Here is a 26,557-nt window from a genome sequence, read left to right as displayed (position 1 = left end):
GGACCGGTGCCCATTGATCAAGAGCAATGAATACCAATCAGAAATAATGCCGCCCTTGCACCAGCAGGCAGCCCAGGGCAATGGCCAGTCCGTAGGGCATGTTGCCCACGCTGGCGCCGCTGCCCAGTGCGTTTGGCGCCAGGGGAATGCCGGCCATGCGCGCGATCATCGGCCACAGCAGTTGGCGCAGATTGCCGAGGCAGGCGCGCCACTTGCCCTGCCAGGTGATCATCAGCACGGCCATCAGGCCGCCCAGGACAAACGTGGCGAAACAGATCTGCAGCACGGGCCAGGGACCGGCAAAGGCGCCCGCCATGGCGATCAGCTTGACGTCGCCGGCAGCCATGCCGCGCAGCACGTACAGCGGTAGAAACAGGAAAAAGCCCGTGGCCATGCCGCCCAGCCACAGCGGCAGCACGTTTTGCGGCCACAGCCACATGTGCAGCACCAGGGCGGCAAGGATGCCGGACAACACCACACCATTCGGTATCTTGCGGCGGATCAAATCACTGACGGCGGCCCCCGTCACGAAGCACAGCAACAGCAGGTCGAATACGGCATAGGCAGGCATGCGACACCTCCTGAAAAAAACCCGCCACTGGCCGGCCAGCGGCGGGCACCCGCTTAGGGCGTCAACACCAGGTTCGACGAAATGTCGGTGAGGACGGCCAGCAAGTTGGTCTTGATCAGCAAGAAACCGGCCGTGATGGCGGTAGCCATCAACGCCGCAATCAAGCCGTATTCGATTGCCGTAATGCCATCCTCATCCTTGACAAACTGCTGTACTGCCGACAGGAAGGTATGCATGACAAGCTCCCAAAAGTGAATCACAAGTCCCTGGCGCAATCGGGTGTGAAACATTGCCCATTCCTGCTAATATGTTTCCTGCCGTAAATTTCTGCGCCATTGCATTGACTATAAAGCGTCCACGTTTTGGCAAATTGACGCGCCACAAGTTTCCATATGGAAATTATCAAACCCTGTTGAAATGCCGGCTGGCGCAAACAAATGTTGCGATCCGGATTGAAAGCCTTCGTCAGGGCAAGTTTTTTGCAATGCAGTGCATGAATCTCATGTATTTACATGAAATATTGCATACGTTAATTGCCTATTAGGCAAAAAGACATTATCCTGCTTAGCTCTTCTTTGGAAAGGCCTCTCGCCCGGCGGTAAAGAGCGTCATGCCACCAAATAAATCTTGGCTTCTTGTAGACGGACGCGAACATGCTCTTGCTTGATGCAATGCTGGTATGACGACACTTGTGTGACTACTTTCCAGAGATCGACAATGGATTCCCTACTGAAACACATGGTGGACATGACCGGGCACCGCGACCACACGATGCTCGACATCTCCGTGATCTCGGCCGTCCAGGAACTCGCTGCCGCGTCGCAGACCCGTGTGCTGGCCCTGACCACCGTGCGTGGCCAGGTGTTTGTGCGGTCGCGGGCCATCATCGTGGCGGGCAGCGTGGCCCGCATGGAAGAGCATTACGACCCGACTCTGCCAGGCGAACCGCTGTCGGACTACCCGGCCCTGGCCGCCTGCATCAAGCGCCATGAAGCAAGCGCCGACACCCTGTGCGCCGACGGCCGCCACCTGCTGTGGCTGCCCATCTGGATCGGCGACCAGGTCACCACCTGCCTGGAAATCACCAACCCCACGCCGTACACGGGCGCCACCATCCAGGTGATCGGCGGCATCGTCAGCGTGTACCGCAATTTCCAGAACCTGCTCGACTACAGCGAACGCGATTCGCTCACCGGCTTGTTGAACCGCAAGACCTTCGACGACCAGCTGGCGAAAATCCTGCAAAGCCGCGGCGAACCGGAGGCGGAAAAGCCGCTTCCCGTCGATGCAGAACGGCGCCACCATACGGACACGGAACGGCAATGGCTGGCCGTGATCGACGTCGATCATTTCAAACTGGTCAATGATAAATTTGGCCACCTGTATGGCGATGAAGTGCTGATCCTGATCGCCAACCAGCTGCAATCGTCGTTCCGCTCGCAAGACCGCATCTTCCGCTTCGGCGGCGAGGAATTCGTCGTGCTGCTGCGCTCGATCACCCTGGAAAATGCGCAGAAAATCATCGACCGCTTCCGCACCAATGTCGAAGCGCACGACTTCCCGCAAGTGGGCAGAGTGACCGTCAGCGTGGGCTTCGTCAGCATCAACGCCTACGAGGCGCCCGTCATCATCCTCGGCCGCGCCGACCAAGCCTTGTATTACGCCAAGAGCCATGGCCGCAACCTGGCTTGCCATTACGACGAGCTCGTCGCCAAGGGCTTGCTGACCACCATCACCTCGAACGATACGGCGGAGTTCTTCTAAGCATCCGCGAGGGAAAGAAATCGCATGGGATCGACCTGCCACTTGGCGGCCGACTCGTGGCCGACGATCTTGTCGCCGCCGCCGAAACCGAAGCCGCGCGACAGGTCGACCGTTTCCGGCTTGATGTAGGTCTTGCTCTTCGTACTGAAAAACACATTCACTTTCGGCGCCAGCAGATTGCTTTCGTGCGCCTCGATGACGACGGCCAGGCGGCCCGATTCCAGCATCACCATGGTGCCGACCGGATAGATGCCCACGCAGCGCATGAAATCCTGGGCGAACACGGGGTTGAAATGGAATTTGCTCCACTCATAGATCTTGCGCAGGGCTTCGGCGGCGGCGATGCCCTTGTGATAGCTGCGGTCGGACGTCAGCGCGTCATACACGTCGACGATGGCGGCCATCTGCGCCAGTTCGCTGATGGCGTCGCCGGCCAGCTGGTCCGGGTAGCCGCTGCCATCGCGCCGTTCGTGGTGGTGCAGGGCAATGTCGAGGGGAATCGCGCCCACCTCGGGCGACTGGCGCAGGATGTCGTAGCCGTCGCGCGGATGGCGCTTGATCAGGGCAAATTCTTCCGGCGTGAGGGGGCCCGGCTTGTTGAGCACGCTGTCGGGCACCAGGGCCTTGCCCGTGTCGTGCAGCAAGCCACCGAGGCCAGCCTGGTGCGTGGTGGCCGCATCGATGCCGCGCGAGCGGCAAAACGCCACCAGCAGCGCGCACACGCTGACGGAATGCAAAAAGGTGTAGTCATCCTTGGTCTTGATGCGCAACAAGCCGACGAGGGCACCGGGATTGCGCAGGATCGATTCGGTGATGTCCTGCACCGTGTGCTGCACGCGGTCCAGCTCGACAGCCTTGCCCAGGCGCACATCAGCCATCACCGTGCGCACCAGGCTGGCCGCCTGCCGCCGCACTTGCGTGGCGCGCGCCAGTTCCATGCCCAGCGACACGCGCGTGACCACTTGCGGCGCCGCGGCGATCTGCACCAGTTCGCGCTCGGTGGTGGCCTGTGCCTGCGCCACGGTAGGCGCATCCTGCACGTCGAGGCCCTTGCCGCTGTCGATCACCACGTCGTGGATGCCGGCTTGCATGATCTTGCGGATTTCATCGTCGCTGCGCAACAGGAAACGGTTGCGCACGAATGGATGCGTCATCCAGTCGCAGCTGAGGTCATGAATGTACATGCCCACTTTTAATTGAGACGAATCAACTTTCTTGAGCATGCTGTCATCCCACAAATACGCGGCTGGAGCACCGAAGGCGCTAGAATGAGTATAACAAAATTGTTATTCTGCTGGCCGCGTTCGGCGCTGCGGCGCAACACCGTGTTTTTTCCGCTCAACGCACCGCTTCTGGGACCCATGGAACTGCGCCAATTACGCTACTTTGTTGCCATCGTCGACCACGGCTCGCTGTCGCGCGCGGCCCTGATCCTGCACGTGGCCCAGCCGGCCCTGACACAGCAGCTGCGCCAGCTGGAAGAGGAACTGGGCGTGCAGCTGCTGCACCGCTCGGCCCAGGGCGTGCTCAGCACGGATGCGGGCAAGGTGTTTTACGAACATGCGCAAGCGATCCTGAAACAGGTGGCCGACGCCCGCTCGGCCGTCACGCAAAGCGCCACGCGGCCGTCCGGCAATGTCACCCTGGGCTTGCCGCACAGCATCTCCGGTGCCCTGGCCCTGCCCCTGCTGCTGGCCGCGCGCGAACGCTATCCCGAAATCACCCTGCAATTGACGGAAGAAATCACGGGCAACCTCAATGAACAGCTCAAATCGGGCCGCATCAACCTGGCCGTGCTGTTCGACGATGGCCAGCTCACGCCGTTTGCCTGCAGCCCGCTGGTGGAAGAAGAGATGCGTTTCATCTGCCGCAGCGATTCGCCATTCGCCCCCGCCGGCCATGCCGTGTCGTTCCAGCAAGCCTTGAGCGCCACCCTGATCCTTCCCGGCCTGCAGCATGGCGTGCGCCCGCGCATCGACAGCCGCGCGCGCGAACTGGGCCTGGAAACGGCCAACGTGATCGAGATCAACTCGATCGCCATCCTGAAATCGGCCATCCTGGCCGGCATGGGAGCCACCATCCTGCCCGCCGCCCCCCTGCTGGCCGAGCTGGACAGCGGCGCCATGCGCAGCTACGCCATCCACAGCCCCGTGCTGTCGCGCACAGTGGCCCTGTGCGCCTCGAAAAACATTCCCCTCACCAATGCGGGCAACGCCGTGAAAAACCTCGTGCTGCAAGTGGCCGCCGAACTGTGCGGCAGCGGGCGCTGGGTGGGGGCGAATGTACTCTCGCCCATGGCATAAGTATTTCTTATACCCCCATCGGCAAAGCGTATTTGCCCCCTTTCCTGACTCGTTCTACACTGACCACATTAACTATTTTAAATTTAAAATGGTTATGTGCCGCCCACACGCGGCCATCCCGTCTGCACAGTGCGCGCCTTACCGGGCGCGCCACTTGTACAGCCGTCATCTGAAACACCCTTTTGGAGACAGCCATGTCCGTGACCACGGAAAACGGCTCCGCAGCGTTCGCTAGAAACGCCGGTGCCGCGCCATCTACGCCCCCCGACACTTCCCGTTTGACCACCGTCAGCCTCGACGACAAATACACGGCCACTTCCGGCGCCATCTTCCTGTCCGGCATCCAGGCCCTCGTGCGCCTGCCCATGATGCAGCGCCTGCGCGACCAGGCCGCCGGCCTCAACACGGCCGGCTTCATTTCCGGCTACCGGGGCTCGCCCCTGGGCGGCCTCGACGAAAACCTGTGGAAAGCCAAGAAACAGCTGGAAGCGCACCACGTGCAATTCGTCCCCGGCGTCAACGAAGACTTGGCCGCCACGGCCGTCTGGGGTTCGCAGCAAGTCGACCTGATCGGCCCGGCCAAGTACGACGGCGTGTTTGCCATGTGGTACGGCAAGGGCCCCGGCGTGGACCGCTGCGGCGATGTCTTCAAGCACATGAACCACGCGGGCACCTCCAAATTGGGCGGCGTGCTGCTGGTGGCCGGCGACGACCATGGCGCGTATTCCTCGACCCTGCCGCACCAGTCCGACCACCTGTTCTCCGCCTCGATGATTCCCGTCCTGTATCCGTGCAACGTGCAGGAATACCTGGACCTGGGCATCCACGGCTGGGCCATGTCGCGCTTTTCCGGCTGCACCGTGGCTTTCAAGGCGCTGGCCGACACGGTCGAATCGTCGGCTTCCATCGATGCCGATCCATTCCGCGTGGAAGTCAAGATTCCGCAGGACTTCGTCATGCCCGAAGGCGGCTTGAACGCGCGCCTGTCGAGCATCCCGCTGGGCCAGCAGGCGCGCAACCAGGAAGCGCTGATGCAGGATTACAAGATCTACGCGGCCCTGGCTTACGCGCGCGAAAACAAGCTCAACCACACCACCATCGACAGCCCGAACGCCAAGCTGGGCATCATTGCCTCCGGCAAATCCTATCTGGACGTGCTGGAAGCGCTGGAAGAGCTGGGCATCGACGAGCAGATGGCGGCCGACGTCGGCATGCGCCTGTTCAAGGTGGCCATGCCGTGGCCGCTGGAGCCGGACAGCGTGCGCGAATTCGCGCAAGGCCTCGATGAAATTCTCGTCGTCGAAGAAAAACGGCAGATCGTCGAATACCAGCTCAAGGAACAGCTGTACAACTGGCGCGACGACGTGCGCCCGCGTGTCATCGGCAAATTCGACGAAAAGGGCGAGTGGGTGGCGCCGCGCGGCGAATGGCTGCTCACCTCGAAGGCGGATTTTTCCGTCTCGCAAGTGGCGCGTGTCATCGCCAGCCGCATCGCGCGCCTGATTTCCGATCCCGTCACCTGCGACCTGATCAAGGCGAGATTAAGTTTCCTCGACGCCAAGGATGCGGTATTGAAGAAAGCCGTGAACACGCCGTTCCGCCCCGCCTTCTACTGCTCCGGCTGCCCACATAACACGTCGACCAAGGTGCCGGACGGCAGCCTGGCCCTGGCCGGCATCGGCTGCCACGTGATGGCCACGTCGATCTACCCGGAAATGAACAAGCTGACCACGCACATGGGCGGCGAAGGCGCGCCGTGGATCGGACAAGCCGCGTTTTCCGAGCTGCCGCACGTGTTCCAGAACCTGGGCGACGGCACCTACTTTCATTCCGGCTACCTGGCCATCCGCGCCGCGCAGGCCGCCAAGGTCAACATCACCTACAAGATTCTGTACAACGACGCCGTCGCCATGACGGGCGGCCAGCCCGTGGACGGGTTGATCACCGTGCCCATGATGGCGCAGCAAGTGGCGGCCGAAGGCATCGCGCGCATCGCGCTGGTGACGGAAGACCTGTCGCGCTACAGCGACCGCAGCAACCTGCCCGCCCACGTAACCTTGCACGACCGCAAGGATATGGATGCCGTGCAGCGCGAATTGCGCGAAGTGCAAGGCGTATCCGTGCTGATCTACGACCAGACGTGCGCGGCCGAGAAACGCCGGCGCAGGAAAAAGGGCGAATACCCTGACCTGGCCAAACGCATGGTCATCAACGACGCGGTCTGCGAAGGCTGCGGCGACTGCGGCGTGCAATCGAACTGCGTGTCGATCCTGCCGAAGGAAACGGAATTTGGCCGCAAGCGCACCATCGACCAATCCTCGTGCAACAAGGATTATTCGTGCGCCAAGGGTTTCTGCCCCAGCTTCGTCACGGTCGAGGGCGGCAGCCTGAAAAAGACCAAGACGGGTGCCAGCAAAGCGGGCGAGACGGACAACTTCGGCCCGCTGCCGGAACCGGTCCTGCCCGCCTGCGACGCGCCGTACAATATCCTGATCAACGGCATCGGCGGCACGGGCGTCATCACCGTGGGCGCCCTGATGGGCATGGCGGCCCACCTGGAAGGCAAGGGCGCGTCCGTGCTGGACATGACGGGCATGTCGCAAAAGAACGGTTCCGTCACCTCGCACGTGAAAATCGCCAGGTCTCCCGCGCACATCCGCGCCCAGCGCATCGCCACGGGCGAAGCGGACCTGATTTTAGGCTGCGACATGCTGACGGCCGGCGCGCAGGACGCCGTGTCGAAAATGCGTCCGGGCCGCAGCCTGGCCGTCGTCAACCTGCATGAGCAGCCGCCAGGCACGTTTGCGCAAAATGCCGACTGGCAATATCCAACGGCGGAAGTGCGCCAGCTGATCGAGGAATCCGTCGGCGGCGCCGAGGCAGCCGACTTTATCGATGCTACAAAACTGGCCACCGCGCTGATGGGCGACTCGATCGCCGCCAACCTGTTCATGCTCGGCTACGCCTGGCAAAAGGGGCGTATCCCGTTGACGGAAGCGGCCTTGCTGCGCGCCATCGAATTGAATGGCGTGGGCATCGAATCGAACAAGAAAAGTTTCCTGTGGGGCCGCCGCGCCGCCGTCGACGTGCGCCGTGTCACGCAGATCGCCACGCCCACGCAAGCGATCATCGTGCAAATGCCGCAAAGCCTCGATAGCGTCATCAAGAAGCGCGTGGAGTTCCTCACGGCCTACCAGAACGCCGCATATGCGGATGGTTATGTGACTCTGCTCAAGCAGGTACGCGACCGCGAAAACACCCTGGGATTGGGCCAGAAGCTGTCGATGGCTATTGCCAAGAGCTATTTCAAATTGCTGGCCTACAAGGACGAGTATGAAGTGGCGCGCCTGTACACGGATGGCCGTTTCGTGGAGCAATTGCAGCAGCAGTTCGAGGGGAATTTCTCCGTGAAATTCAACCTGGCGCCGCCGCTGTTCGCGAAAAAAGATGCGAAAGGCCACCTCGTGAAAGCGGAGTTCGGTTCCTGGATGTGGCGCGCCTTCAAGCTGCTGGCGAAAGCCAAGGGGCTGCGCGGCGGTACCTTCGACGTCTTCGGTTATACGGCCGAGCGCAAGATGGAACGCGCGCTGATCGTCGAATACCGCGAACTGCTGGCGGGACTGCTGGTCAACCTGACGGCGGAGAACCTGGCCACCTGCGTGGAACTGGCGTCGCTGCCCGAGAAAATCCGCGGCTTCGGCCACGTCAAGGAAGCGGCCGTTGCCACGTATCGCCAGGACAAGGCGAGATTGCTGGCCAAGCTGGCGGACGGCAGCAAGCACGCGGCATAAGCCGGTCAGCTGGGCTTGACATGACAACGCAGAGCCTCGGCTCTGCGTTTTTTTTCATTCAGGACAGCGCCCCACCGTCGCCCCCGGCAACAGCACCGGTTGCCAGATTTCCTGCAGCCGTTCCGGCGGCGTGCCGGCCAGCAGGGATTGCAGCATCTCCACCATCTTGGCGCCGGCGCGGCGCAGGTCGGGCTGGTCGATGGTGGTGACGTTGATGCCGATCAAGGTATCTTCCACATTACCCCAGACAATGACGGAGATTTCCTTGCCGATCTCGATGCCCGCATCCATCAGTGCGCGCACCACGCCCACGCCGGACAAGTGGTTGTCGACGATGACGGCCGTGGGACGGGGCGAGCAGGCCAGCAATTGCTGCATGGCCTGGTAACCGCTGCGGCGATCAAAAGTATTGTCGAGCAGATAGGCGGGATCGACCGGCAAGCCCGCTTGCGCCATGCAGCGGATAAAGCTTTCCTTGCGTTCATACGCGAAGTGCAGATCCAGCGGTGCGCTCAGCAGGGCAATGCGCTGGTGGCCGTGTGCCGCCAGGAAAGACACGGCCAGGTCGATACCCGTATCGTTGTCGTAGTCAAAATACGCATACGGCGCATCGATGCGCGTGCGGCCGTTCGCCACAAAAGGAAAGCCGACCTTCGTCAGGTAGGCGATGCGCTCGTCGACCACCTTGGTGCGGCCCACCACCAGGCCATCGACCTGGCGTCCGCGCACCATGGTTTCATACGAGGGCTGTTCGTTCTGCGGCGAAACGGGAGCGATGATCAAACTCATCTTCGATGCTTCCACGGCGTCCGACATGCCATTCACCACGGAAAGAAAGACGCTGTCGCCCAGGTCGCTCGGCAGCAGGGGATAGATCATGCCCAGCACATTCGTGCGGCCGACGGCCAGGCTGCGCGCCAGCGGGTTGGGCCGGTAGCCGACTTTCTTGGCGGCGGCCAGGACGATTTCACGGGTGCGGGAATTGACTTCCGGATAGCCGTTCAACGCCCTGCTGACTGTCGTTTTCGACATGCCGAGGGCAATTGCGAGGCTCTTGAGATTCATGTTAACTACCTGTCTGTATGGCAAAAGAAACCAACTCTGACCGTCAATTATAGCCCAGAGCGCCAAACAGGCCGCGCATTAGCGTGCGCAGACATGGTATAAAAACAACAATACATTGACTATTTAAAAAGCAACGTTTTGAATGCGAGCACTTCCACCCTCTCCGTAGCGCCACATCGGCGCTAGCAGTCAAGACAAGGTAAGAAGCGACAGCGGGTACTCACTTTGATTAGTGCGGCAGCAACTTAAGGATGCCGGCTTGGGCATGCAAGGCGCGCACGTTAGCATTATCAAGAAAACATAATTTACTGGAACTGTGCGAGAATTTGTCCTACTCTTGATGCAGGTAAAGATTACCGCCTGGCATGTTCGAACAATGATGCCTGGCGCAGCACATCCGCCCGGGCTTCCCCCATCCCTGCACGCCTGGACATACTTTCAAAGGTGAACAATGTGGTCACGCTAACGTCCGTCAACAACTTGCAAGCCTCGCTGGCCACGGCGCAACGCCGGGTCGAGCAAGGCCAGAATCAGGTACAGCGCGACAGTGAACAGCTGGCGCAAAGCCGCCAGTTGCTGGCACGGGAACAGGAATCGCTGAGCCAGACGCAACGCAACAGCCAGCAAGCCCAGGCAGATGCTCCCACCGCCATCAAGGCGCCGCAGCTGGACCACGCGATCAAGCTGGCCGTGCCGCAGCAAGCGGTCCCCGCCGCGCCGAAAAGCACGCCCCAGCTGAACAGCTATGGTCAGACCCTGGGACGCCTGATCGACGTGACGGCGTAAATTACCGAATCATCTCCTCTTCCAGCATCGCCAGCCACCACTTATTGCCCTTCTTCGGCTGCGCCAGGTCAACTGCCTCACCCATCTGCGGCGTGGCCAGGTTCACGCCCTGCTTGGCCGCCAGCCCCGTGATGCGGTCAAACGGTTCATGCCAGGCGTGCAGCCCCAGGTCGAAGGTGCCGTTATGCACGGGCATCAGCCACTTGCCGCGCAAGTCCAGGTGGGCTTGCAAGGTCTGTTCCGGCTGCATGTGCACGTCCGGCCACAGCTTGTCATACGCGCCCGTCTCGATCATGGTCACGTCGAACGGGCCGTACTTGTCGCCGATCTGCTTGAAACCGTCGAAATAGCCGGAGTCGCCGCTGAAAAACACGCGCACGTCCGGTGCGTCGATGACCCACGATGCCCACAGGGTGTGATTGCCGTCAAACAAGCCACGTCCCGAAAAATGCTGCGATGGCGTGGCGACAAGTTTCACGCCAGCAATCGTCGCGCCCTGCCACCAGTCGAATTGCTGCACCTTGTCTTTCGGCACGCCCCATTCGACCAAGGTGTCACCCACGCCCAGCGGCGTGACGAAGTGTTCCGTCTTGGCGGCCAGTTGCAGCACGGCTGCATGGTCGAGGTGGTCGTAATGATCGTGCGACAGGATGACGGCCTTGATCGGCGGCAAGTCAGCGATGCTGATGGGCGGCTGATGGAAACGTTTTGGTCCTGCCCACTGCACCGGCGAGGCGCGCTCGGAAAACACGGGATCGGTGAGGAAAAATTCATTGTTCAGTTTCAGCAACAGGGTCGAATGGCCGAGGCGAAACAGGCTGTTGTCGGGTGCGGCCAGCAGTTGCGCCCGGGTCAAGGCTTGCACGGGCACAGCCGCGGCCGGCACCGTGCTGTCGGGTTTGTCAAAGAAAAATGTCCACATCAGCTTGAGCGTCGCTGCCGTGCCCAGCTTGTGCATCTGCACGGGATTGCGGAACTTGCCTTCGTGACGTTGGGGCGATTCTATCGGTGCGGCAGGCGCGGCGCGCAAGGTGCAAGAACTCATGATGATCAGGACTCCCAGAAAGAAGAGACGACGTGCGACCCGGTGCAAGTGCATATGCGGCCCGGCAAAGAATTAACAAGGATTAAATTACACTACACAGTGTAGTTCCTATTTCTGGCAAAGTAAACCAAGAGGTGTAAAATATTGTTTTCAAAGGAGATTTCCCGCCATGGCCGCACCGCAACGCCTCACCGACCGCAAGCGCGTCGCCATCGTCGATGCCGCCATCGCCGAGTTTCGCGAGCACGGTTTTGATGCGACCAGCATGGACAGGATCGCCGCCACGGCTGCTGTATCCAAGCGCACCGTGTACAACCATTTCCCCAGCAAGGACGAGCTGTTCGCGGAAATCCTGCAGCGCATGTGGGAAAGCAGCATGGCCCAGCCTGCCGTGCCCTATGTTGCCGACCAGCCCTTGCGGCCCCAGGTGCTGGCCCTGGTCGAGCAGAAAATGGACTTGCTGTGCGATCCGGCCTTCATCGACCTGGCGCGCGTGATCTTTGGCGAAACCATCCACTCTCCCGAGCGGGCGCAAGCGATGGTGACGCGCCTGAATGAAAAGGAAACGGGCTTGAATATCTGGATCCGCGCGGCGCAGCAAGACGGGCGCATCAAGGCGGGCGAGACGCTGGAAGTGGCGCACCTGCTGATGTCGCCTTTAAAAACCTTTGCCTTCTGGCCGCAGATCACCCTCGGTGAGCCTCTGCTGGGTCCGGCACGCCGGCGCGAGGTGACGGCACTGGCCGTCGATATCTTCCTGTGCTACTACGGCGTGGCAAAACAGACGGCATAAACGGGCGGCAAGTGGGCAGAGATGGTCTGCCAATGCTCGCCCCCGTCGCCGGAAAACCAGGCGCCGCCCGTCGTCGACGCCATCAACAGACTGCGCCCATCGTCGGCCAGCGCCAGCCCGTGACGGTAGACCAGGTCATAGCAATGCTGCTGCGGCAATCCCGCGCGCAACACCTCGAAAGTTTTTCCGCCATCGCGCGTGCGCGTGACGGCCAGCGCGCCATCGATGGGAATGCGCAGCACATCCGCCTGCGCCGGCACGAACCAGGCCGTGTCGCCATCGCGCGGATGCACGGCCACGGCAAAGCCGAAATGCGACAGCGGCGCCGTCGTCACTTCCTGCCAGTGCCAGCCGGCATCGTGCGAGCGCCAGATGCCGTTATGGTGCTGGCACCACAGCGCGTCCGGCGTGCCGGCGCTGCGCACGATGCGGTGCGGATCTTGCACGGCTTCGTTTTCATCGAGCTCGGGCGGCATGTAGTCGGCCCGCATGCCCGTCGCGCTCAAGGCCCAGCTGGCGCCGCCGTCCAACGTTTGCCACACGCCGCCGCAGGACACGCCGACCAGCACGGTATGGCTGTCGCGCGGGTCGACGCAAATGCTGTGGATGCCGGGCACGTCATAGCCGCCGCCAAACCACTGCGCCCGCTGCGGCACGTGCCACAAGGATTCCACCAGCTGCCAGCTGTCGCCGCGGTCGCTGGAACGGAACAGGCCGCCAGGCAGGGTGCCCGCCCACAAGACGCCCGGCTGGTCAGGGCCGCCGGCCGCCAGCGACCAGATCTGCTGCAAGGTCCAGTCCACGGTATCGGTGCTGTCTTCCGGCTTGGCGGGATAGGCGGGCACGGCGACTTCCTGCCACGCGCTGGCGCCCCCGTCGCGTCGGTGCAGCTTGGCGCCGAAGTGCCCCAGGTTCAGGGCCGCATACAAGGTGCCGTCGCGGCCATCGTGCAGCAGCATGGAGACGGGGTCGCCGGCAAACTGCACCAGTGCCAGCTGCCAGGCGCCGGCCGCATCGACATCGAACTGGAACAAGCCCTTGCGGGTGCCGAGATACGCGCGTTGTGCCATGCCTTGTCCCATGATTAACCTCCGGAAAGTGCCTGCAAGATATACACCTGGCTGTCGGGCAGCAAGGCGTCGTCCAGCACGCGCCGCTCGCGGCAGCGGGCGCCATCGATGAAGATCACCACATTCGGGCGCAGGGCGCCCTGCTCGTCGAGCACGTAACCGCGCAGGCGCGGCTGCCGGGCAAAGGCGGCATCGAGGGCGGCGCGCAGCCGTGGCGCGGCCACCTCCACCGTAGGAACGTCCAGGTAGCGTGCCAGTTGTTGCGTAAAATGCAAATGCGCCATGCTGCCCTTCGACGTCGTCGGCCTCGACTCATTCTAGTCCCCTTTGCGGCCAATACAATTAAAATAGCGGCAAGCACACAAGGAGGCCAGGCATGACGATTACCCCGGAAGAACTAGCGGTGCTGATGCAGGAAGTGGAAGTGGCCGATCCCATCGATTTTGCCGACCTGCCCTTCGACGAGCAGGAATTGCGCGGGCTGATCGCCAACCACCTGTGCGAGATGGCCGACGCGATGGAAAGTTTCAGCCCGGAAGACCGCAACCTGGCCCTGCTGGCCGTGGCGGCCAAGCTGGTGCTGGAAAATCTGGTCTTGCACGTGCAGCTGCTGCGCCGCCACGGCTTGCCCGTCAGCGACAGCGTGGACGCCCTGCTGCAGAGGCTGAAGGGCGGCAAGCCGTCGTGAATTAATTGCCCGTGCGCACGGCGCGCGCCTGGATGGTGACATCGCTGTCCGCCACGGCCACGCAGGGCAGGATGTAGCCGTCGAGCCGTTCATCGGGGCTGATGCCGGGCCAGTCCACCGTGTAGCGTATCTTTCCCTCGGGCATGTGGCAGATGCACGTGCGGCACGTGCCGTTGCGGCAGGAACTGAGCAGGCGGATACCGGCCAGTTCGGCGGCAGCCAGCACGGTGGTGCCCGCCTCGGCCGGGAATTGCCAGCCTTGCGGGACGATGGTGATGGTAAAGGTGGTGATAATAAAGGGCGCACTCATGCGCGCAGTGTAACAGTCAGCTTGCCAAGGTTGTCCAGCTCGCGCCATCCGCATGGCTGCGCAGCACGGCTTCCGCAAAGGCCAGGCCCGCCACGCCATCGGTGACAGTCGGCAGCCAGCCCGCTTCCTTGGGCACGGGCAAGCCCGCCTGCAAGGCGCGAATGCGCAAGGCCGCATCCAGGTACAGCTGGGCGAACGCTTCCAGATAACCCTCCGGATGGCCGGCCGGCACCCGCGTGGCGTGGCGCGCGGCGGCGCTGTCGACCCGGCCCGGGCGCAGCAGCTGGCGGTTGCCGCCCTGCGGCGTAAACCACAGTGCATTCGGTTGTTCCTGGTCAAAGTCCAGCTGTGCCTTGCTGCCGAACAGGCGCAAGCGCACCGTGTTTTCGCAACCGGTCGCCACCTGGCTGGCCCACAGGGTGCCTTTCGCCCCGTTGGCGTAGCGCAGCATGACCTGCACGTGGTCGTCCAAGGTGCGGTGTGGTACAAAGGTCGACAGCTCCGCCAGCACGGCATGCGGCGTCAGTCCGCTGACGAATTGCGCCAGGTGATACGCATGCAGCCCCACGTCGAGCAGGACGCCGCCCGGCCCCGCCTTCTGCGGATCGTTATGCCAGTTGCCCTCGTTCATGCCGCCGGCAGCAATCGAATCGGCCAGCCAGTCCTGCGAATATTCCACCTGCACGAGGCGCAATTCGCCGATGTCGCCCGCCTCGACCATGGCTTTCGCATGGCGCAGCAGCGGGTAGCCGCTATAGGTGTGCGTGAGCGCAAACAGCAGGTTTTTCCGCTCGGCCAGCGCCGCCAGCGCCTGGCCTTCCGCCAGAGATATTCCCAGCGGCTTGTCGCAGATCACATGGATGCCTGCTTCCATGAACGCCGTGGCGACGGGCGCGTGCAAGTGATTCGGCGTGACGATGGCCACGGCCTCGATGCCGTCCGCGCGCGCGGCCTCCATCTGCGCCATGGCGCGGTAATCGCTGTAGCAGCGTTCGGGCGCCAGGTGCAGCGCGGCGCCGCTTGCACGCGCGCGATCCGGGTCGGACGACAAGGCGCCCGCCACCAGCTCGTACTGGTCGTCGATGCGCGCCGCGATGCGGTGCACGGCGCCGATGAACGCGCCCTGCCCGCCCCCCACCATGCCCAGTCGTAAGCGTCGCTGCATGTCGTCTCCTTATTTCAAGCCAAGCAAGTGATGAATTTGATCCTGGTCAACCGCACTGCCCGCGAAATCGTCGAACGCGTGTTCGGCCACGTGGATGATGTGCTCGCGGATGAATCGCGCGCCCTCGACCGCGCCATCTTCCGGGTGTTTCAGACAGCATTCCCATTCCAGCACGGCCCAGCCCGGAAAGTCGTACTGCGCCATCTTGGAAAAGATCGCCTTGAAGTCGATCTGCCCGTCGCCCAGCGAGCGGAAGCGCCCGGCCCGGTCTTGCCAGTCGCCATAGCCGCCATACACGCCCTGGCGCCCGTTCGGCCGGAACTCCGCGTCCTTGACATGGAAGGCCTTGATGCGCGCATGATAAATATCGATGAACGCCAGGTAATCGAGCTGCTGCAGCACGAAGTGGCTGGGATCGTACAAGATGGACGCGCGCGGGTGATCGTTGACGGCGGCCAGGAAGCGTTCGAACGTCACGCCATCGTGCAAGTCCTCGCCCGGATGCAGTTCATAACAGAGGTCCACGCCCGCTGCATCGAACGCGTCGAGGATGGGCAGCCAGCGTTTCGCCAGTTCCGCGAACGCCGTCTCCACCAGGCCGGCGGGGCGCTGCGGCCATGGATACAGATACGGCCAGGCCAGCGCGCCGGAAAACGTCACGTGCGCCTGCAATCCCAGGCGTTGCGAGGCGGTGGCCGCCCACAGCAATTGCTGCGTGGCCCAGGCCGTGCGGGCGGCGGGATCGCCGCGCACGTGCTCGGGCGCAAAGCCATCGAACAGGGCGTCGTAAGCGGGATGCACGGCGATCAGCTGGCCCTGCAAATGCGTCGACAATTCCGTCACCTGCAAGCCGTGGCGCGCCAGCAAGGCCTTCACGTCGTCGCAATACTGCTGGCTGCTGGCCGCCTGTTCCAGGTCAAACAATCGCGGCGCCGTCGGCAGCTGCAAGCCCTTGTAACCGAGGCCGGCCGCCCATTGCGCCAGGTGCTCGAGCGAGTCGAACGGCGGCTCGTCGCCGAGAAACTGGGCCAGGAAAATGGCCGGACCCTGGATGGTTTTCATGGAAATTCCTTAAAATCAAATTGGAAGGTCGGTCCCTGCGGGAGCGGAAGGCGCCCCATTGGGACGCCTTCCCCCGTCAGGGTACGACCCCAATCCTTGTTTTGGGATGTCGTTAAAAAGGCGAGTTCGGAAAGTAGAACTGCTTGGCGTTCTCGCGCGTGATCAGCACCGACGGGATGATGGTGTTGGCCGGCAATTTATCACCTTTCAGGCGCGCTTCCGTCGTCAGCTTGATGGCGTCGTACATGAACTTCGGCGAGTACGACACGTCGGCCACGATCAGCGGGTCGGAGCCATCCATGATCTTTTTCACGGCGCCCTTCGCGCCCGCGCCGCCGAACACTTGCTTGATGTCCGTGCGCTTGGCTTGCGCGATGGCTTTTTGCACGCCGATGGCCATGTCGTCATCGGCGGCCCAGACGGCGTCGATATGCTTGAAGCGGGTCAGGTAATCCTGCATGACCTTGAAGGCATCGTCGCGGTTCCAGTTGCCGTACTTGGCATCGAGCACCTTGATCTCGGGATGGCCTTTCATGACGGCACTAAATGCATCGTAGCGCTCGTTGTCCAGGGTGGTCGGCATGCCGCGCAGCACGACGATATTGCCCTTGCCATTCAGGCTCTTCGCCAGGTATTCGGCCGGCAGCTTGCCGAAAGCCGTGTTGTCGCCCGCGATGTACGCATCCTGCGACTGCGTGTTCGTCAAGCCGCGGTCGACCACGGTCACGTACACGCCCTTGTTTTTGACTTGCGCCACGGGCTGCGTCAGCGAGGCCGATTCGATGGGGAAGATCACCAGGGTATTGATCTTGTTCACCGTCAACATGTCCTGCAGCTGGTTCGCCTGCTCGGGCGCCGTGGCGGCCGTCTTGACGATGATTTTCAGGCCAGGATGGGCTTTTTCCAGCTCCGCCTTGGCCTGGTTCGCCCACCACACGATGCCCGACGTGAAACTGTGCGTGGCTGTGGGAATGGCCACGCCCACCACCAGCTTCTCGGCCGCCTGCGCCGGTCCCATCGGCAGCGCCCATGCCTGCATCACCAGCACTGCCATCCCTGCTACCCGTATAAAGCTCTTCATGCTGCTCTCCTCCAAGGTTGTGGGCGCCCGTTGGCCGCCCTTTCAGAACGCCGCTCTTGTTTTATTTGCGGCCTCGCTGCAGGAAGGCGACGGCGATGATCACCACGCCTTGCACTGCGGCATTCAGGTAGACACTGATGATGCTGGTCAAATTCAGGATATTGCTGATCACGGACAAGAGGATGGCGCCGATCACGGTGCCGACGATACGTCCCTCGCCTCCCTTCAGCGCCGTGCCGCCCACGACAACGGCGGCAATGGCTTCGAGTTCCCACAGCAAGCCCGTGGTCGGCGTGGCCGAACCCAGGCGCGGCACGTACAGCACCGTGGCGATGCCCACGCAGACGCCCAGCAGCATGTAGGTGGCGATCTTGACTCTATCAACATTGATGGCCGCATAGCGCGCCACTTGCTCGTTGGAACCGATCGCCTGCACGTGGCGGCCAAACGTCGTGCGGTTGAGGATGATGGCGCCGGCCGCCGCGACGAACAGGAAAATCCAGATCGGTATCGGCGCGCCCAGCACGCTCGTGTAGTACACGGGGCTGTACAGCTCGGACAGGGTGGCGTCCAGGGTCAGCGCGCCGCCATCGGCCAGGTACGTCAATACGGCGCGGAAGATGCCGAGGGTGCCCAGCGTCACGATGAACGGCTCGATATTGCCCTTGCTGATGAGCAAGCCATGCATCAGGCCAAAGCCCGCGCCAAGGATCAGCGCCATGGCGATGCCCAGCACCAGCATGGTGATCGGCGCCAGATTTCCTCCCGCACCTTGCGCCAGCGCATTCATGAAATAGATCATGCAGCCGGCGATCAGGGCCGCCATCGAGCCAACGGACAGGTCGATGCCGCCAGAGATAATCACGAAAGTCATGCCGACGGCGATGATGCCGATGAAGGCCGTGCGCGTGAGCACGTTCATCAAGTTGTCCAAGGTGGCGAAATCGCCATTGAGCAAGGTGCCCGCGATGCACAGGGCCAGCAGGCCCAGCACAGGGCCAAAGCCCTTGATGCGCGCGCCGAATCGAGCAATAGGGGATACGGTGGTATCAGTGCGTGCCGGTTGCATGGGCAATCAACTCCTCTTCAGTCAGGTGGTCAGCAGACAGGGTGGCTTGCAAGGTGCCGGCGCGCATCACGGCGACTCTGTGGCACAGGCCAATCAATTCGATCAGTTCGGATGAAATCACGATCACGGCGCGCCCTTCGGCGGCCAGGCGGTGTATCAAAAAGTAAATGTCGCGCTTGGCGCCCACGTCCACGCCGCGGCTCGGTTCATCGAGCACGACGACGCGCGGGTCGGAATGCAGGTATTTCGCCAGCGCCAGCTTTTGCTGGTTGCCCCCCGACAGCATGCGCGCGCGGCTGTCCAGGTCGCCCGTGCGGATATTGAAGTCAAGCACCGCCTTGGCCAGCGCCCCCTTTTCCGCTTTCAAATTCAGCCACGGCCGCGCATAGCGCTCCATCGTCATCATGGTGAGGTTTTCGCGCAAGCCCAGGTTCACATGCAGACCTTTGCCCTTGCGGTCTTCGCTCAAATACGTCATGCCGTGCTGCATCGCTTGCTTGGGCGTGCGGATATCCACCGGCTGGCCATTGAGCTCGATCGTGCCCGCGCTGCGCGGGCGTAAGCCCAGCAAGGCCTCGAACAATTCCGTGCGCCCCGCGCCCACCAGGCCCGCAAAGCCCAGCACTTCGCCGGCGCGCACCTCGAACGACAGGTCTTTCGACCAGCCGGGCACGCTCAAGCCATCGACCTTCAGCAGGATCGGGGCATCCGGCGCCAGTGGCACTTTGGCGGGGAACATGTCGGACAATTCGCGCCCCACCATCAGGTTCGCCATCTGCTGGCGCGTCAGGCTGGCCGTCGGTTCGCGCGTGACGAAACGCCCGTCGCGCATGACGATGACTTCGTCCGTGTTGCGCTCGACTTCGTCGAGCTTGTGGGAAATATACAAAATGGTCACGCCGTCCGCTTTCAGCTGGGCCATGACGGTAAACAATCGTTGGGTTTCCGACGACGTCAGGGTGGCCGTCGGTTCGTCCATGATCAGGAAGCGGGCGCGGCGCGACAGGGCCTTGGCGATTTCCACAAGTTGCTTCTCAGCCACGATCAGGTCGCTGATTTTCGTGTCGGGCGAGACGTCCAGGCCCACCTGTTTCAGGTAGCGCGAGGCTTCTTCCTGCATGGCGGCCTCGTCGAGCAGCCAGCCGCGCGTCTTTTCGTGGCCGAGGAACATATTTTGCGCCACCGTCAGGTGTTCGGCCAGGTTGAATTCCTGGTGGATCAGCACGATGCCGGCGCTCTCCGCCGCGCGCGAGCTGCTAAAGCGCCGGGGCTGGCCATCGATCAGCAACTGCCCTTCGCTCACGGCCTCGTAGCCGGCGAGGATTTTCATCAGGGTCGACTTGCCGGCGCCATTTTCGCCCAGCAAGCCATACACGCGTCCTGGCGACAGGTTGAAACTGACGCCATGCAAGACACGCACGGGGCCGAAATCCTTGCAGACCCCCTCGAAACCGACGGCAACGCTCACTATGCACTCCCTCGCAGAATTAATCGGTGTTGCAGCAGCACGCCCGGCACACTGGCTGCCGGGTCCGCCAGACGCTGCAGCAATAATCGCGCCGCCGTCTCGCCCAGTTCGCGCATCGGCTGGGCGATGGTGGTGAGGCCCGGATCGATCTGCGCGGCGATGGCAATATCATCGAAGCCGATGACGGCCACGTCTTCGGGCACCCTTTTTTTCAGCTGGCGCAGCGCACTCAGCACGCCGATGGCCAGGGTGTCGGAGACGGCAAAGATGGCCGTGGGCGCATCCGGTCCCGCCATCATCCGCAAGGTGGCGGCCGTGCCCGCTTCGTAATCGAGGCTTTGCACTGTGTGCACCCACTGCGGCTGTACGGGCAGGCCGGCCGCCGCCAGGGCGTCCAGGTAGCCTTGCTGGCGTTGCCGCGCATACAGATAGCGCTCGTCGGAGTTGATCAGGCCGATGCGCGTATGGCCGCGCGACAGCAGATGCGCGACGGCGTCGGAGGCGGCGCGGTGGTTGTCGATGCCGACATAGGGTACGGCCACGGCGGGATCGAATTCGCAGCACGCCACCCACGGCAGGCTGACGGATTCATGCGACAGGGCATGCTGCACCGTGTCCGGATCGAGGCAGATGGCGCCATCGGCGCGGTGCATGCGCAGCAAGTCGAAATACGAGCGCTCGCGGCCCGCATCGGCGCCCGTGTCGCACAGCAGCACAAAATAACCGTGTTCGCGCGCCACCGTATCGATGCCGCGCACGATCTGCGCATAGAAGGGGTTGCCCACGTCGGGCACCATGGTCAGCAGCATGCGGCTCTCGGCCGTGCGCAGGCTGCGCGCCAGATGATTCATGCGGTAGCCGAGCGCGGCCACGGACGCCAGCACCTTGTCCCGCGTGGGCGCCCGCACCCCGGACTGCTCGTTCATCACGCGCGAGACGGTGGCCACCGACACGCCCGCATGCGCGGCGACGGCGCTGATGGAGACGGTTTCTGTCGGCAATGGAGAAGGAACGGCTGCTGGCATGGCGCTTTTCAATAAAATGTAATCGATTACATTTATAAGCCAGTCGCGCGCCCGATGCAAACAATATCGATGCTGCAATGCGCAAAAAAGAGGCAGGAAGGCGGCACAAGAGTGGCCCTGCGCGGGCCGCCGCAAGCGGCTATTTCTGTGGCGGCGAGGTATTCTGCTGCACGGCAAAACGCCGTGTCGCAGATCAGCGAGCACTTATTTCATCATCGCGCAAAACGTCTCGGGATTGCCGTCAAGAATGACGCCGCTGGGCCAGCGGTGGCTGCGCTGCTGGGCGCGCAGCAAGGACGCGGCCAGGGCCGAGTCGCCATCGACGGCGTAGACGAAGACGGGCATGTTCAGGCTGGCGGCGTCCATCAGCAGATTCGGATTGGCGTCCAGGCTGCGCGCATCCACGTGCACGCCGGTGGGCATGCCGATCTGCCGCTGCACGCGCTGCAGCCACGGCTTGTCCAGCTTGGGCGGGCGGGCATTTTTCGCGATATAGCGGCTGACCCGGTTGGCGCCGGCCGCCTGGGCATTGCGCGCGTCAAACACGAGCAAGCCCAGATAACCCTGCGGGTCGGCGCGGCGCGCACACGCCAGGTTGTTCGGCACGCCTGACGTCAAGAACCAGTTGCCGTGCTTGATGTTCGTACGCAACTGCGCCACCAGGGTGGCGATCGGCGCGCACGACGATACGACATCCTTGATTTCCGCATTCAGGGTTTTCGCCGGGAAAGCCGTGGCCAGGTCGGCGACGTCGCTGACGAACGGCGGCGTTTCCGGCGTGGCCACGCCACGGTTCTTCATGCTGGCGGCGCGCCAGTCGTCGGCCGTCATCTGCTTGACGGTGCGCGGCGATCCCGTGTCGACCACCCGGCCAGTCAACAGATCGTGGTGCACCACCCAGCTGCCGTCGCCCAGCAGCTGCAAATCCGTCTCGACGCCGTCCCAGGTGCCGAAATACGTGTTACGCAGCGCGCTCAGCGAGTTTTCCGGCGCATTGCCGGCGCCGCGGTGGGCGTGCACCTTCATGCCCAGGCAGTCGGCCTGTACCAACGTGCAGAACGTGCTGAGCAGCAATGCCAGCGCGGCCGCCTTATTTTTGTTGCGCGTGATAGCCATAGTGAATTCCCTGCAAAACGTGGATGCGGATCGCTTCGTTGACGGGGTAACTGTAGCCCTGCCCCACCGCCACGACGTGCGTGATATTGGCCAGCAAGCCCTTGCCGGCGATTTGCCAGCGCGTGCTGTCGGGCTCGGGCTGGCGCGTCCAGTCCAGCATTTGCCCGAACAGCTCGCTGCGCGTGACGTTGTTGTCGAGAATGGACAGCATGCCCCAGCTGCCCGCAAAGGCCGTCGCCAGCACACCTGTGGCGATCCAGGCGGACCGGCGGCTCAGCTGTCCATCGGCACCCGCCTGCTCGCCACGGCGCATGGCCAGCAGCAATAATACGACGGTGGCGACCAGGTACAGCAATTTGGAAAAGTGGCCGATGGCGCCCAGCAGCGAGAAGAACAGGGCCACGGGCGGCACGATGGCGGCGCGCGCCGCTTCCTTGCCTTCATGGAAGAACCTGCCACCCGCTTCAAAGTCGGTGCGGCTGGCGCGGTATTCCACCAGTTTTTCCGCCGTCTGGCGATCGAGGAACTGCTCGAACAGGCGCCCGAACTCGGCAGGACTGGCATACGCTGGCTGCACCGTGGCGCCTGCAGGCAGTTTCAACGCTTCGCGCAATTCCGCCTGCACGCCAGGGCGCGCGACAAAGGCGGCAAACGGCAAGCCCGGCGGGATGCGTTCACCGCGCACGGTGACGCCCTTGCTGGCCGCCTCGGCTGTGTAGCGGCGCTTGACGGCGGCGCGGAAGCCCCGCTCGTCGTCGGTACGCCAGTTGGCGGGCACGGGGACTTTCTTGCGCACATTATTGACGACGGCCGCCTGGCGCCGCATCGGCACGGAATGCGGCTGCCAGCCACGCCGCGACAGGCTGCTCACGTATTCCTGCCACGAGGATTGCTGCTTGGCACGCAAACCGGCATCGCTGTCGGGAATGATGCCCGCATACAGCTCCCACTTGCCGGCCAGCTCGCGCATGGCTTCCTGATATTTGTCATAGTAACCGGACGGGCCGCCCGCCACCTGACGCACGTTAGCGCGCACCAGCTGCTCCTTGGCCGGCCCCATGCGCTCGTCAAGATGCCGCACCGACACGGCCAGGAAGGGGAACAGGGCCAAAAAGGACTTGCCTTCCGGCTTGGCGAACAGGGTCGGATCGTCGACCAGGCCTTGCAGTTGCAGGCTGCCGCCTACCAGCGAGCGCTGCAGCAAGGTGGTGTTGAAGGCCATGCGGCGAAATTCCGCGTCGCGCGTGTTGACCAGCACATTCACCGTGGTCTTCAGCACCCCGAAGACGACGCCGGCCGTGACCAGGCAGCAAACGATGATTTTTACCCAGCCAGGGCCGCTGCCATTGTTCTTCAGCCGGCGGCGCCACATCAGCTGCAGCACCACCAGCGCGGCGGCGATGCCGGACAGGCTGCGGCCATAGAATTCCACCCCTTCCACGTCTTCCGGCTTGACGTTGCCGCCCACCACGTCGAGCAGGCGGGCATTGAAGCCCAGCTCGAAGCACAGGTAAATGATCGTCAGGACGATCAGAATCAGGGTCTGCCGGATCTGCAGACTGCGCAAACTCGCGGCCATCTTATTTCCTCAAATCGATGACGACAGGCTTGATCTCTTCAGCCTGGAAGATCATCGGCGCCGCCGGGGCTGCCGCTGCGGCACGCGGCGCGGGCAGGCTGATGGACGCGGGCGCCGCCGCCCTGGCCGGGGTGTCCTGGCGGCGCGCCTTGGCGCTGGCGCGGCTGCCCGCTTTCGGCGCGGCGGCAGGGGCCGGGGCCGATGCCGGGGCAGGTGGCGCCGGGATCACGCGGCCGCTGTCGCTGCCGGGCATGGTGGCGATGGCGGGACCGGTGGCGCGCAAGGCGTCATCGGCAAACGGCTGCGCGCGCGTATCGACGCCGGGCGGCACGGCCACGCTGGCGTTGAGCAGGCGGTTGTCCGTGTAGATCATGCGCGACAGGCGGTTGTAGTTGGGGAAATCGATATTCAGCGATTTGGCGTCCGCCGCCAGCTCCACGCGGGGGCGGTCCTTGCAATTGCCGACCGTCCACTGCAGCACGTCCGTGCCCTGGAAGGCCAGCACTTCATAGCGGTAGGCGCAGCCGCGCTCCTGGGTTTCCACGATCACGACGGTGCGCTCGCCCACGTTTTCCACGCGCGCCACGCGGGCCGTGATGGCCTTGTCCAGCGGTACGACGCGGAACGCCTGCGACAGCTTGATCGAATACTTGCCCTTCGGATCCTTGCGCAAGGTGCCTTCCGTGCCGTCGCGCAGGCGGAAGGTGGAAATCGGCGTGCCGAACAGCTCGGCCGTATCCAGCCCCACCAGCACGCCGCCACGGCCATTCGGCGTCATGGCGCAGCCCGTCAACAGGACGCCGGCAGCCAGGCCTAGGGCCAGTTTGCGCCAGTGCGCGGATGCAAAGTTCTTATACATTGTCATGCTCGATAACTTTCTCTTATTTCGGGGTCAGGGATTGATCACGGCCAGCGGATTGCCCGGGCCTGGCGGCGGCAAGACTTTCTGGCGGTCGCGCGACAGCAGGGTGAAGGCGCCCAGGGTGTCCGGCCCGGCGACGATTTCCAGCTGCTCGCGCTGCAGCCAGGTGCGGATTTCCGCCTCCGTGGCCTCGGCGCGGAACAGCACGCGCATGCGCACGCCCTTCTCGACGCCGCTGCCGCCATTGCGGAACTCCGCATGGTCGACGATGGCGCCCTCTTTCGGCAGGAACAGCCAGGCCGATTGCACCACCATCACGCTGGCGGCCACGGCCGTGACGATCTTCAGCCAGCGGTTCGCATTGGCTGCCTGCACAGGCCTCGATATCGGTGCCGTCGTTTGGGATGCGGCCGCATCGGCCGAAGCGATCTGCAATTGCTGCAGCCCCTGGCGCAGCAATTGCCGGTACGCCACGCGGCCATCCTTGCCCAGCTCGCTAGACAGCGGCGTGCCCGTCAAGACGTAATCGTCGCCGGGCAAGGCCACGCGGGCGATCACACCCGGTGCCGCAGCTACCCCCGCCCCGTTCGCCCGGCCATGCGTTTCCAGCCAGCGCGCCGCCTGCAGGCGTTCCTGGCTGAACACGCCCAGGCAGGCACCCAGGTCCGTCACGGCCAGGGTCACCGGCATGTCGCACAGCACCAGGCCGGCGCGCGGATCAGCGGGCGCGTCGCGCTCCTCGACCACCAGGCCGCAGGCATCCGCATACGCCGTATCGGGCGTGACGAGCCAGCCGCGCCAGCACTGCCGCGTGCTGTCCCAGGCGTCGAGCAGCACGGCGCCGAAGCCGGGACGGCGCGCCAGCAGGTGAATCTGTCCACCGGCGATGGGCCTTGCTGCCAGCGGTGCGGCGTCGCTGCGGCGCGCGAAGCGTTGCATCACGTGTTCCGGCACGGGAATGTCGCGCCAGTCGGGGGTATCGCCCGCCACCTCGTCGTCCAGCATGTCGATGGAAGACGGTGGCGACGGCAGGCGCGCGGCAACGATGGCCAGTGTGGGCGTCAATGCAGTCATGCCGATGGCCTTTCATCAGTATTCGGGTGGGTGGACACGGGGTCCATGTGCAGGGATAACGCGGCCACACATAAAATATCCAAAACTATTTGCGCCGCCTGCATGTCGCGCGCGGCCAAGGAGTCCCCCACGCGCAGCTTGAGCAGGCTCAAGACCCAGCTGCCCAGCAAGGTGGCGCGGTGGGCCGGCTCGACAATCTGGCGTCCCGCGCTGGCAGGATCGTCCTTCTGCCTGTGCACCAGGCCCAGCTTGCCGCCGTGGTAATGCGCGGAAGCGATCTGCTCGGCCAGTTCCTTGACCGGCATGCCGCCGCAACCGCAATGGCGCAGCAGCAAGATCAAGTCACGCGGCAAGGTGGTGATAAAACTGTCTGCCGCCTCGCGCACCTGCTGTGGCGTGAGCCGGTAATCGCGCAGCGCTTCCGCATAGGCGTCGGGTGCGCGCAGTTCGCAGCCTTCTTGCGCATCGGCATCCTCCTCGATGCGCTGCTTGCGCAGCTGGTCGATGATGAAGCGCTTGAAGTACAAAAACAGGGCGCCGACGTGGTGAGGCGCCGCGTCACTATCGCTGTGGAGGACTTTTTCAATAAAGAACTGGTGGCGCAAGTCGGCCAGTGAATCGCCCAGCGACGCCGCCTCGCGCGGGCGGCATGGCGTCAGCGCGGCGATGACACGCTGGTAAAACTCGCCCAGTTCGCCTTGTGTCAGCTGCGGGCGGCGGGTCCAGAAAGCATGAATCCGTTCAAATTGTTCCGATTGCACAGCCGGTCCGATCGTGTGTTGGGGCGGCGCGCGCCACTGGCCGGGAGCGAGGCTGGCCGGTAAAGAGGAAATACGCTGGACAACAAGACAAACTTGTCAGTCAGGTAAA

Annotated in this window: 25 protein-coding genes; 6 read left to right on the top strand and 19 right to left on the bottom strand. The window is 63.2% G+C overall.

Annotation, left to right across the window (positions count from 1 at the left end; all coding sequences use genetic code 11):
* Window positions 1–37: 37 nt before the first annotated feature.
* Window positions 38–571, bottom strand: a complete 534-nt coding sequence (locus U0004_RS02365) for an A24 family peptidase (protein WP_070258503.1) — start codon at window positions 569–571, stop codon at window positions 38–40.
* 53 nt (window positions 572–624) lie between these two features.
* Window positions 625–807 (bottom strand): Flp family type IVb pilin, encoded by a 183-nt coding sequence (locus U0004_RS02360; protein WP_034752975.1) that lies wholly within the window; start codon window positions 805–807, stop codon window positions 625–627.
* 481 nt (window positions 808–1,288) lie between these two features.
* On the opposite strand from U0004_RS02360, the gene U0004_RS02355 reads away from it, so the two are divergent.
* The gene (locus U0004_RS02355) at window positions 1,289–2,335 is read left to right on the top strand and encodes a GGDEF domain-containing protein (RefSeq protein WP_070258500.1); all 1,047 of its coding nucleotides are present in this window, start codon (window positions 1,289–1,291) and stop codon (window positions 2,333–2,335) included.
* Here the strand turns inward: U0004_RS02355 and U0004_RS02350 are convergent.
* Entirely contained in the window at window positions 2,332–3,558 is a 1,227-nt protein-coding gene (locus U0004_RS02350; RefSeq protein WP_070258632.1) for an HD-GYP domain-containing protein, read from the bottom strand. The genes U0004_RS02355 and U0004_RS02350 overlap by 4 nt on opposite strands.
* A gap of 138 nt (window positions 3,559–3,696) precedes the next feature.
* Between U0004_RS02350 and U0004_RS02345 the strand changes: the two genes are divergently transcribed.
* Both U0004_RS02345 and U0004_RS02340 read left to right on the top strand, forming a co-directional pair.
* Window positions 3,697–4,638: a LysR substrate-binding domain-containing protein gene (locus tag U0004_RS02345; RefSeq protein WP_070258630.1), complete on the top strand. Its 942-nt coding sequence runs from the start codon at window positions 3,697–3,699 to the stop codon at window positions 4,636–4,638.
* Between the two features lie 194 nt (window positions 4,639–4,832).
* Window positions 4,833–8,429 (top strand): indolepyruvate ferredoxin oxidoreductase family protein, encoded by a 3,597-nt coding sequence (locus U0004_RS02340; protein ID WP_070258498.1) that lies wholly within the window; start codon window positions 4,833–4,835, stop codon window positions 8,427–8,429.
* 54 nt (window positions 8,430–8,483) lie between these two features.
* On the opposite strand, the gene U0004_RS02335 is transcribed toward U0004_RS02340, so the two are convergent.
* Window positions 8,484–9,494: a substrate-binding domain-containing protein gene (locus U0004_RS02335; RefSeq protein ID WP_034783651.1), complete on the bottom strand. Its 1,011-nt coding sequence runs from the start codon at window positions 9,492–9,494 to the stop codon at window positions 8,484–8,486.
* 453 nt (window positions 9,495–9,947) lie between these two features.
* On the opposite strand from U0004_RS02335, the gene U0004_RS02330 reads away from it, so the two are divergent.
* On the top strand, window positions 9,948–10,280 hold the full coding sequence (locus U0004_RS02330) for a hypothetical protein (protein WP_070258628.1): 333 nt from the start codon (window positions 9,948–9,950) through the stop codon (window positions 10,278–10,280).
* A gap of 1 nt (window position 10,281) precedes the next feature.
* On the opposite strand, the gene U0004_RS02325 is transcribed toward U0004_RS02330, so the two are convergent.
* Window positions 10,282–11,325 (bottom strand): MBL fold metallo-hydrolase, encoded by a 1,044-nt coding sequence (locus U0004_RS02325; RefSeq protein WP_070258496.1) that lies wholly within the window; start codon window positions 11,323–11,325, stop codon window positions 10,282–10,284.
* A gap of 169 nt (window positions 11,326–11,494) precedes the next feature.
* Between U0004_RS02325 and U0004_RS02320 the strand changes: the two genes are divergently transcribed.
* Window positions 11,495–12,118, top strand: a complete 624-nt coding sequence (locus U0004_RS02320) for a TetR/AcrR family transcriptional regulator (RefSeq protein ID WP_070258493.1) — start codon at window positions 11,495–11,497, stop codon at window positions 12,116–12,118.
* Here U0004_RS02320 and U0004_RS02315 read toward each other — a convergent pair.
* Together U0004_RS02315 and U0004_RS02310 are read right to left on the bottom strand one after the other, a co-directional pair.
* Entirely contained in the window at window positions 12,091–13,188 is a 1,098-nt protein-coding gene (locus U0004_RS02315) for a WD40/YVTN/BNR-like repeat-containing protein (RefSeq protein ID WP_070258626.1), read from the bottom strand. The genes U0004_RS02320 and U0004_RS02315 overlap by 28 nt on opposite strands.
* Before the next feature lie 14 nt (window positions 13,189–13,202).
* Window positions 13,203–13,472, bottom strand: a complete 270-nt coding sequence (locus U0004_RS02310) for a MoaD/ThiS family protein (protein WP_034783656.1) — start codon at window positions 13,470–13,472, stop codon at window positions 13,203–13,205.
* 92 nt (window positions 13,473–13,564) lie between these two features.
* Between U0004_RS02310 and U0004_RS02305 the strand changes: the two genes are divergently transcribed.
* Entirely contained in the window at window positions 13,565–13,876 is a 312-nt protein-coding gene (locus U0004_RS02305; protein WP_070258491.1) for a hypothetical protein, read from the top strand.
* A gap of 1 nt (window position 13,877) precedes the next feature.
* On the opposite strand, the gene U0004_RS02300 is transcribed toward U0004_RS02305, so the two are convergent.
* The 12 genes from U0004_RS02300 to U0004_RS02245 all read right to left on the bottom strand — a co-directional run bounded on the left by U0004_RS02300 (window position 13,878) and on the right by U0004_RS02245 (window position 26,448).
* Entirely contained in the window at window positions 13,878–14,186 is a 309-nt protein-coding gene (locus U0004_RS02300; RefSeq protein WP_070258489.1) for a 2Fe-2S iron-sulfur cluster-binding protein, read from the bottom strand.
* 16 nt (window positions 14,187–14,202) lie between these two features.
* Window positions 14,203–15,351: a Gfo/Idh/MocA family protein gene (locus tag U0004_RS02295; RefSeq protein WP_070258487.1), complete on the bottom strand. Its 1,149-nt coding sequence runs from the start codon at window positions 15,349–15,351 to the stop codon at window positions 14,203–14,205.
* Between the two features lie 9 nt (window positions 15,352–15,360).
* The gene (locus U0004_RS02290) at window positions 15,361–16,413 is read right to left on the bottom strand and encodes a sugar phosphate isomerase/epimerase family protein (protein WP_070258485.1); all 1,053 of its coding nucleotides are present in this window, start codon (window positions 16,411–16,413) and stop codon (window positions 15,361–15,363) included.
* Window positions 16,414–16,525: 112 nt separating this feature from the next.
* Window positions 16,526–17,452 carry a substrate-binding domain-containing protein gene (locus tag U0004_RS02285; RefSeq protein ID WP_370452836.1) on the bottom strand — a complete coding sequence of 309 codons (927 nt, stop codon included), beginning with the start codon at window positions 17,450–17,452 and terminating at the stop codon, window positions 16,526–16,528.
* A 103-nt stretch (window positions 17,453–17,555) separates the two neighbouring features.
* Complete coding sequence (locus U0004_RS02280; RefSeq protein ID WP_070258483.1) at window positions 17,556–18,563, bottom strand: ABC transporter permease; 1,008 nt, start codon at window positions 18,561–18,563, stop codon at window positions 17,556–17,558.
* Window positions 18,544–20,031: a sugar ABC transporter ATP-binding protein gene (locus U0004_RS02275; RefSeq protein ID WP_070258481.1), complete on the bottom strand. Its 1,488-nt coding sequence runs from the start codon at window positions 20,029–20,031 to the stop codon at window positions 18,544–18,546. The genes U0004_RS02280 and U0004_RS02275 overlap by 20 nt, the downstream gene beginning before the upstream one ends.
* A complete protein-coding gene (locus tag U0004_RS02270) occupies window positions 20,031–21,056 on the bottom strand; it encodes a LacI family DNA-binding transcriptional regulator (RefSeq protein ID WP_081345806.1) in 1,026 nt (341 codons plus the stop codon). The genes U0004_RS02275 and U0004_RS02270 overlap by 1 nt, the downstream gene beginning before the upstream one ends.
* 204 nt (window positions 21,057–21,260) lie before the next feature.
* A complete protein-coding gene (locus U0004_RS02265) occupies window positions 21,261–22,172 on the bottom strand; it encodes a glycerophosphodiester phosphodiesterase (protein WP_070258478.1) in 912 nt (303 codons plus the stop codon).
* Window positions 22,147–23,751, bottom strand: coding sequence for a hypothetical protein (locus tag U0004_RS02260; RefSeq protein ID WP_231958477.1), 1,605 nt, complete (start codon window positions 23,749–23,751; stop codon window positions 22,147–22,149). The genes U0004_RS02265 and U0004_RS02260 overlap by 26 nt, the downstream gene beginning before the upstream one ends.
* Before the next feature lies 1 nt (window position 23,752).
* Window positions 23,753–24,610, bottom strand: coding sequence for a hypothetical protein (locus tag U0004_RS02255; protein WP_070258476.1), 858 nt, complete (start codon window positions 24,608–24,610; stop codon window positions 23,753–23,755).
* Between the two features lie 33 nt (window positions 24,611–24,643).
* On the bottom strand, window positions 24,644–25,687 hold the full coding sequence (locus tag U0004_RS02250; RefSeq protein ID WP_070258474.1) for a hypothetical protein: 1,044 nt from the start codon (window positions 25,685–25,687) through the stop codon (window positions 24,644–24,646).
* Entirely contained in the window at window positions 25,684–26,448 is a 765-nt protein-coding gene (locus U0004_RS02245) for a hypothetical protein (RefSeq protein WP_070258472.1), read from the bottom strand. Before U0004_RS02245 ends, U0004_RS02250 begins: the two co-directional genes overlap by 4 nt.
* Window positions 26,449–26,557 lie beyond the last annotated feature (109 nt).

The sequence above is a fragment of the Janthinobacterium lividum genome (assembly GCF_034424625.1).
In the GTDB taxonomy this organism is placed as follows: Bacteria; Pseudomonadota; Gammaproteobacteria; order Burkholderiales; family Burkholderiaceae_D; genus Janthinobacterium; species Janthinobacterium lividum.
Note: the sequence above shows the minus strand (reverse complement) of the source record. Positions and strands in the feature narration are given on the sequence as shown.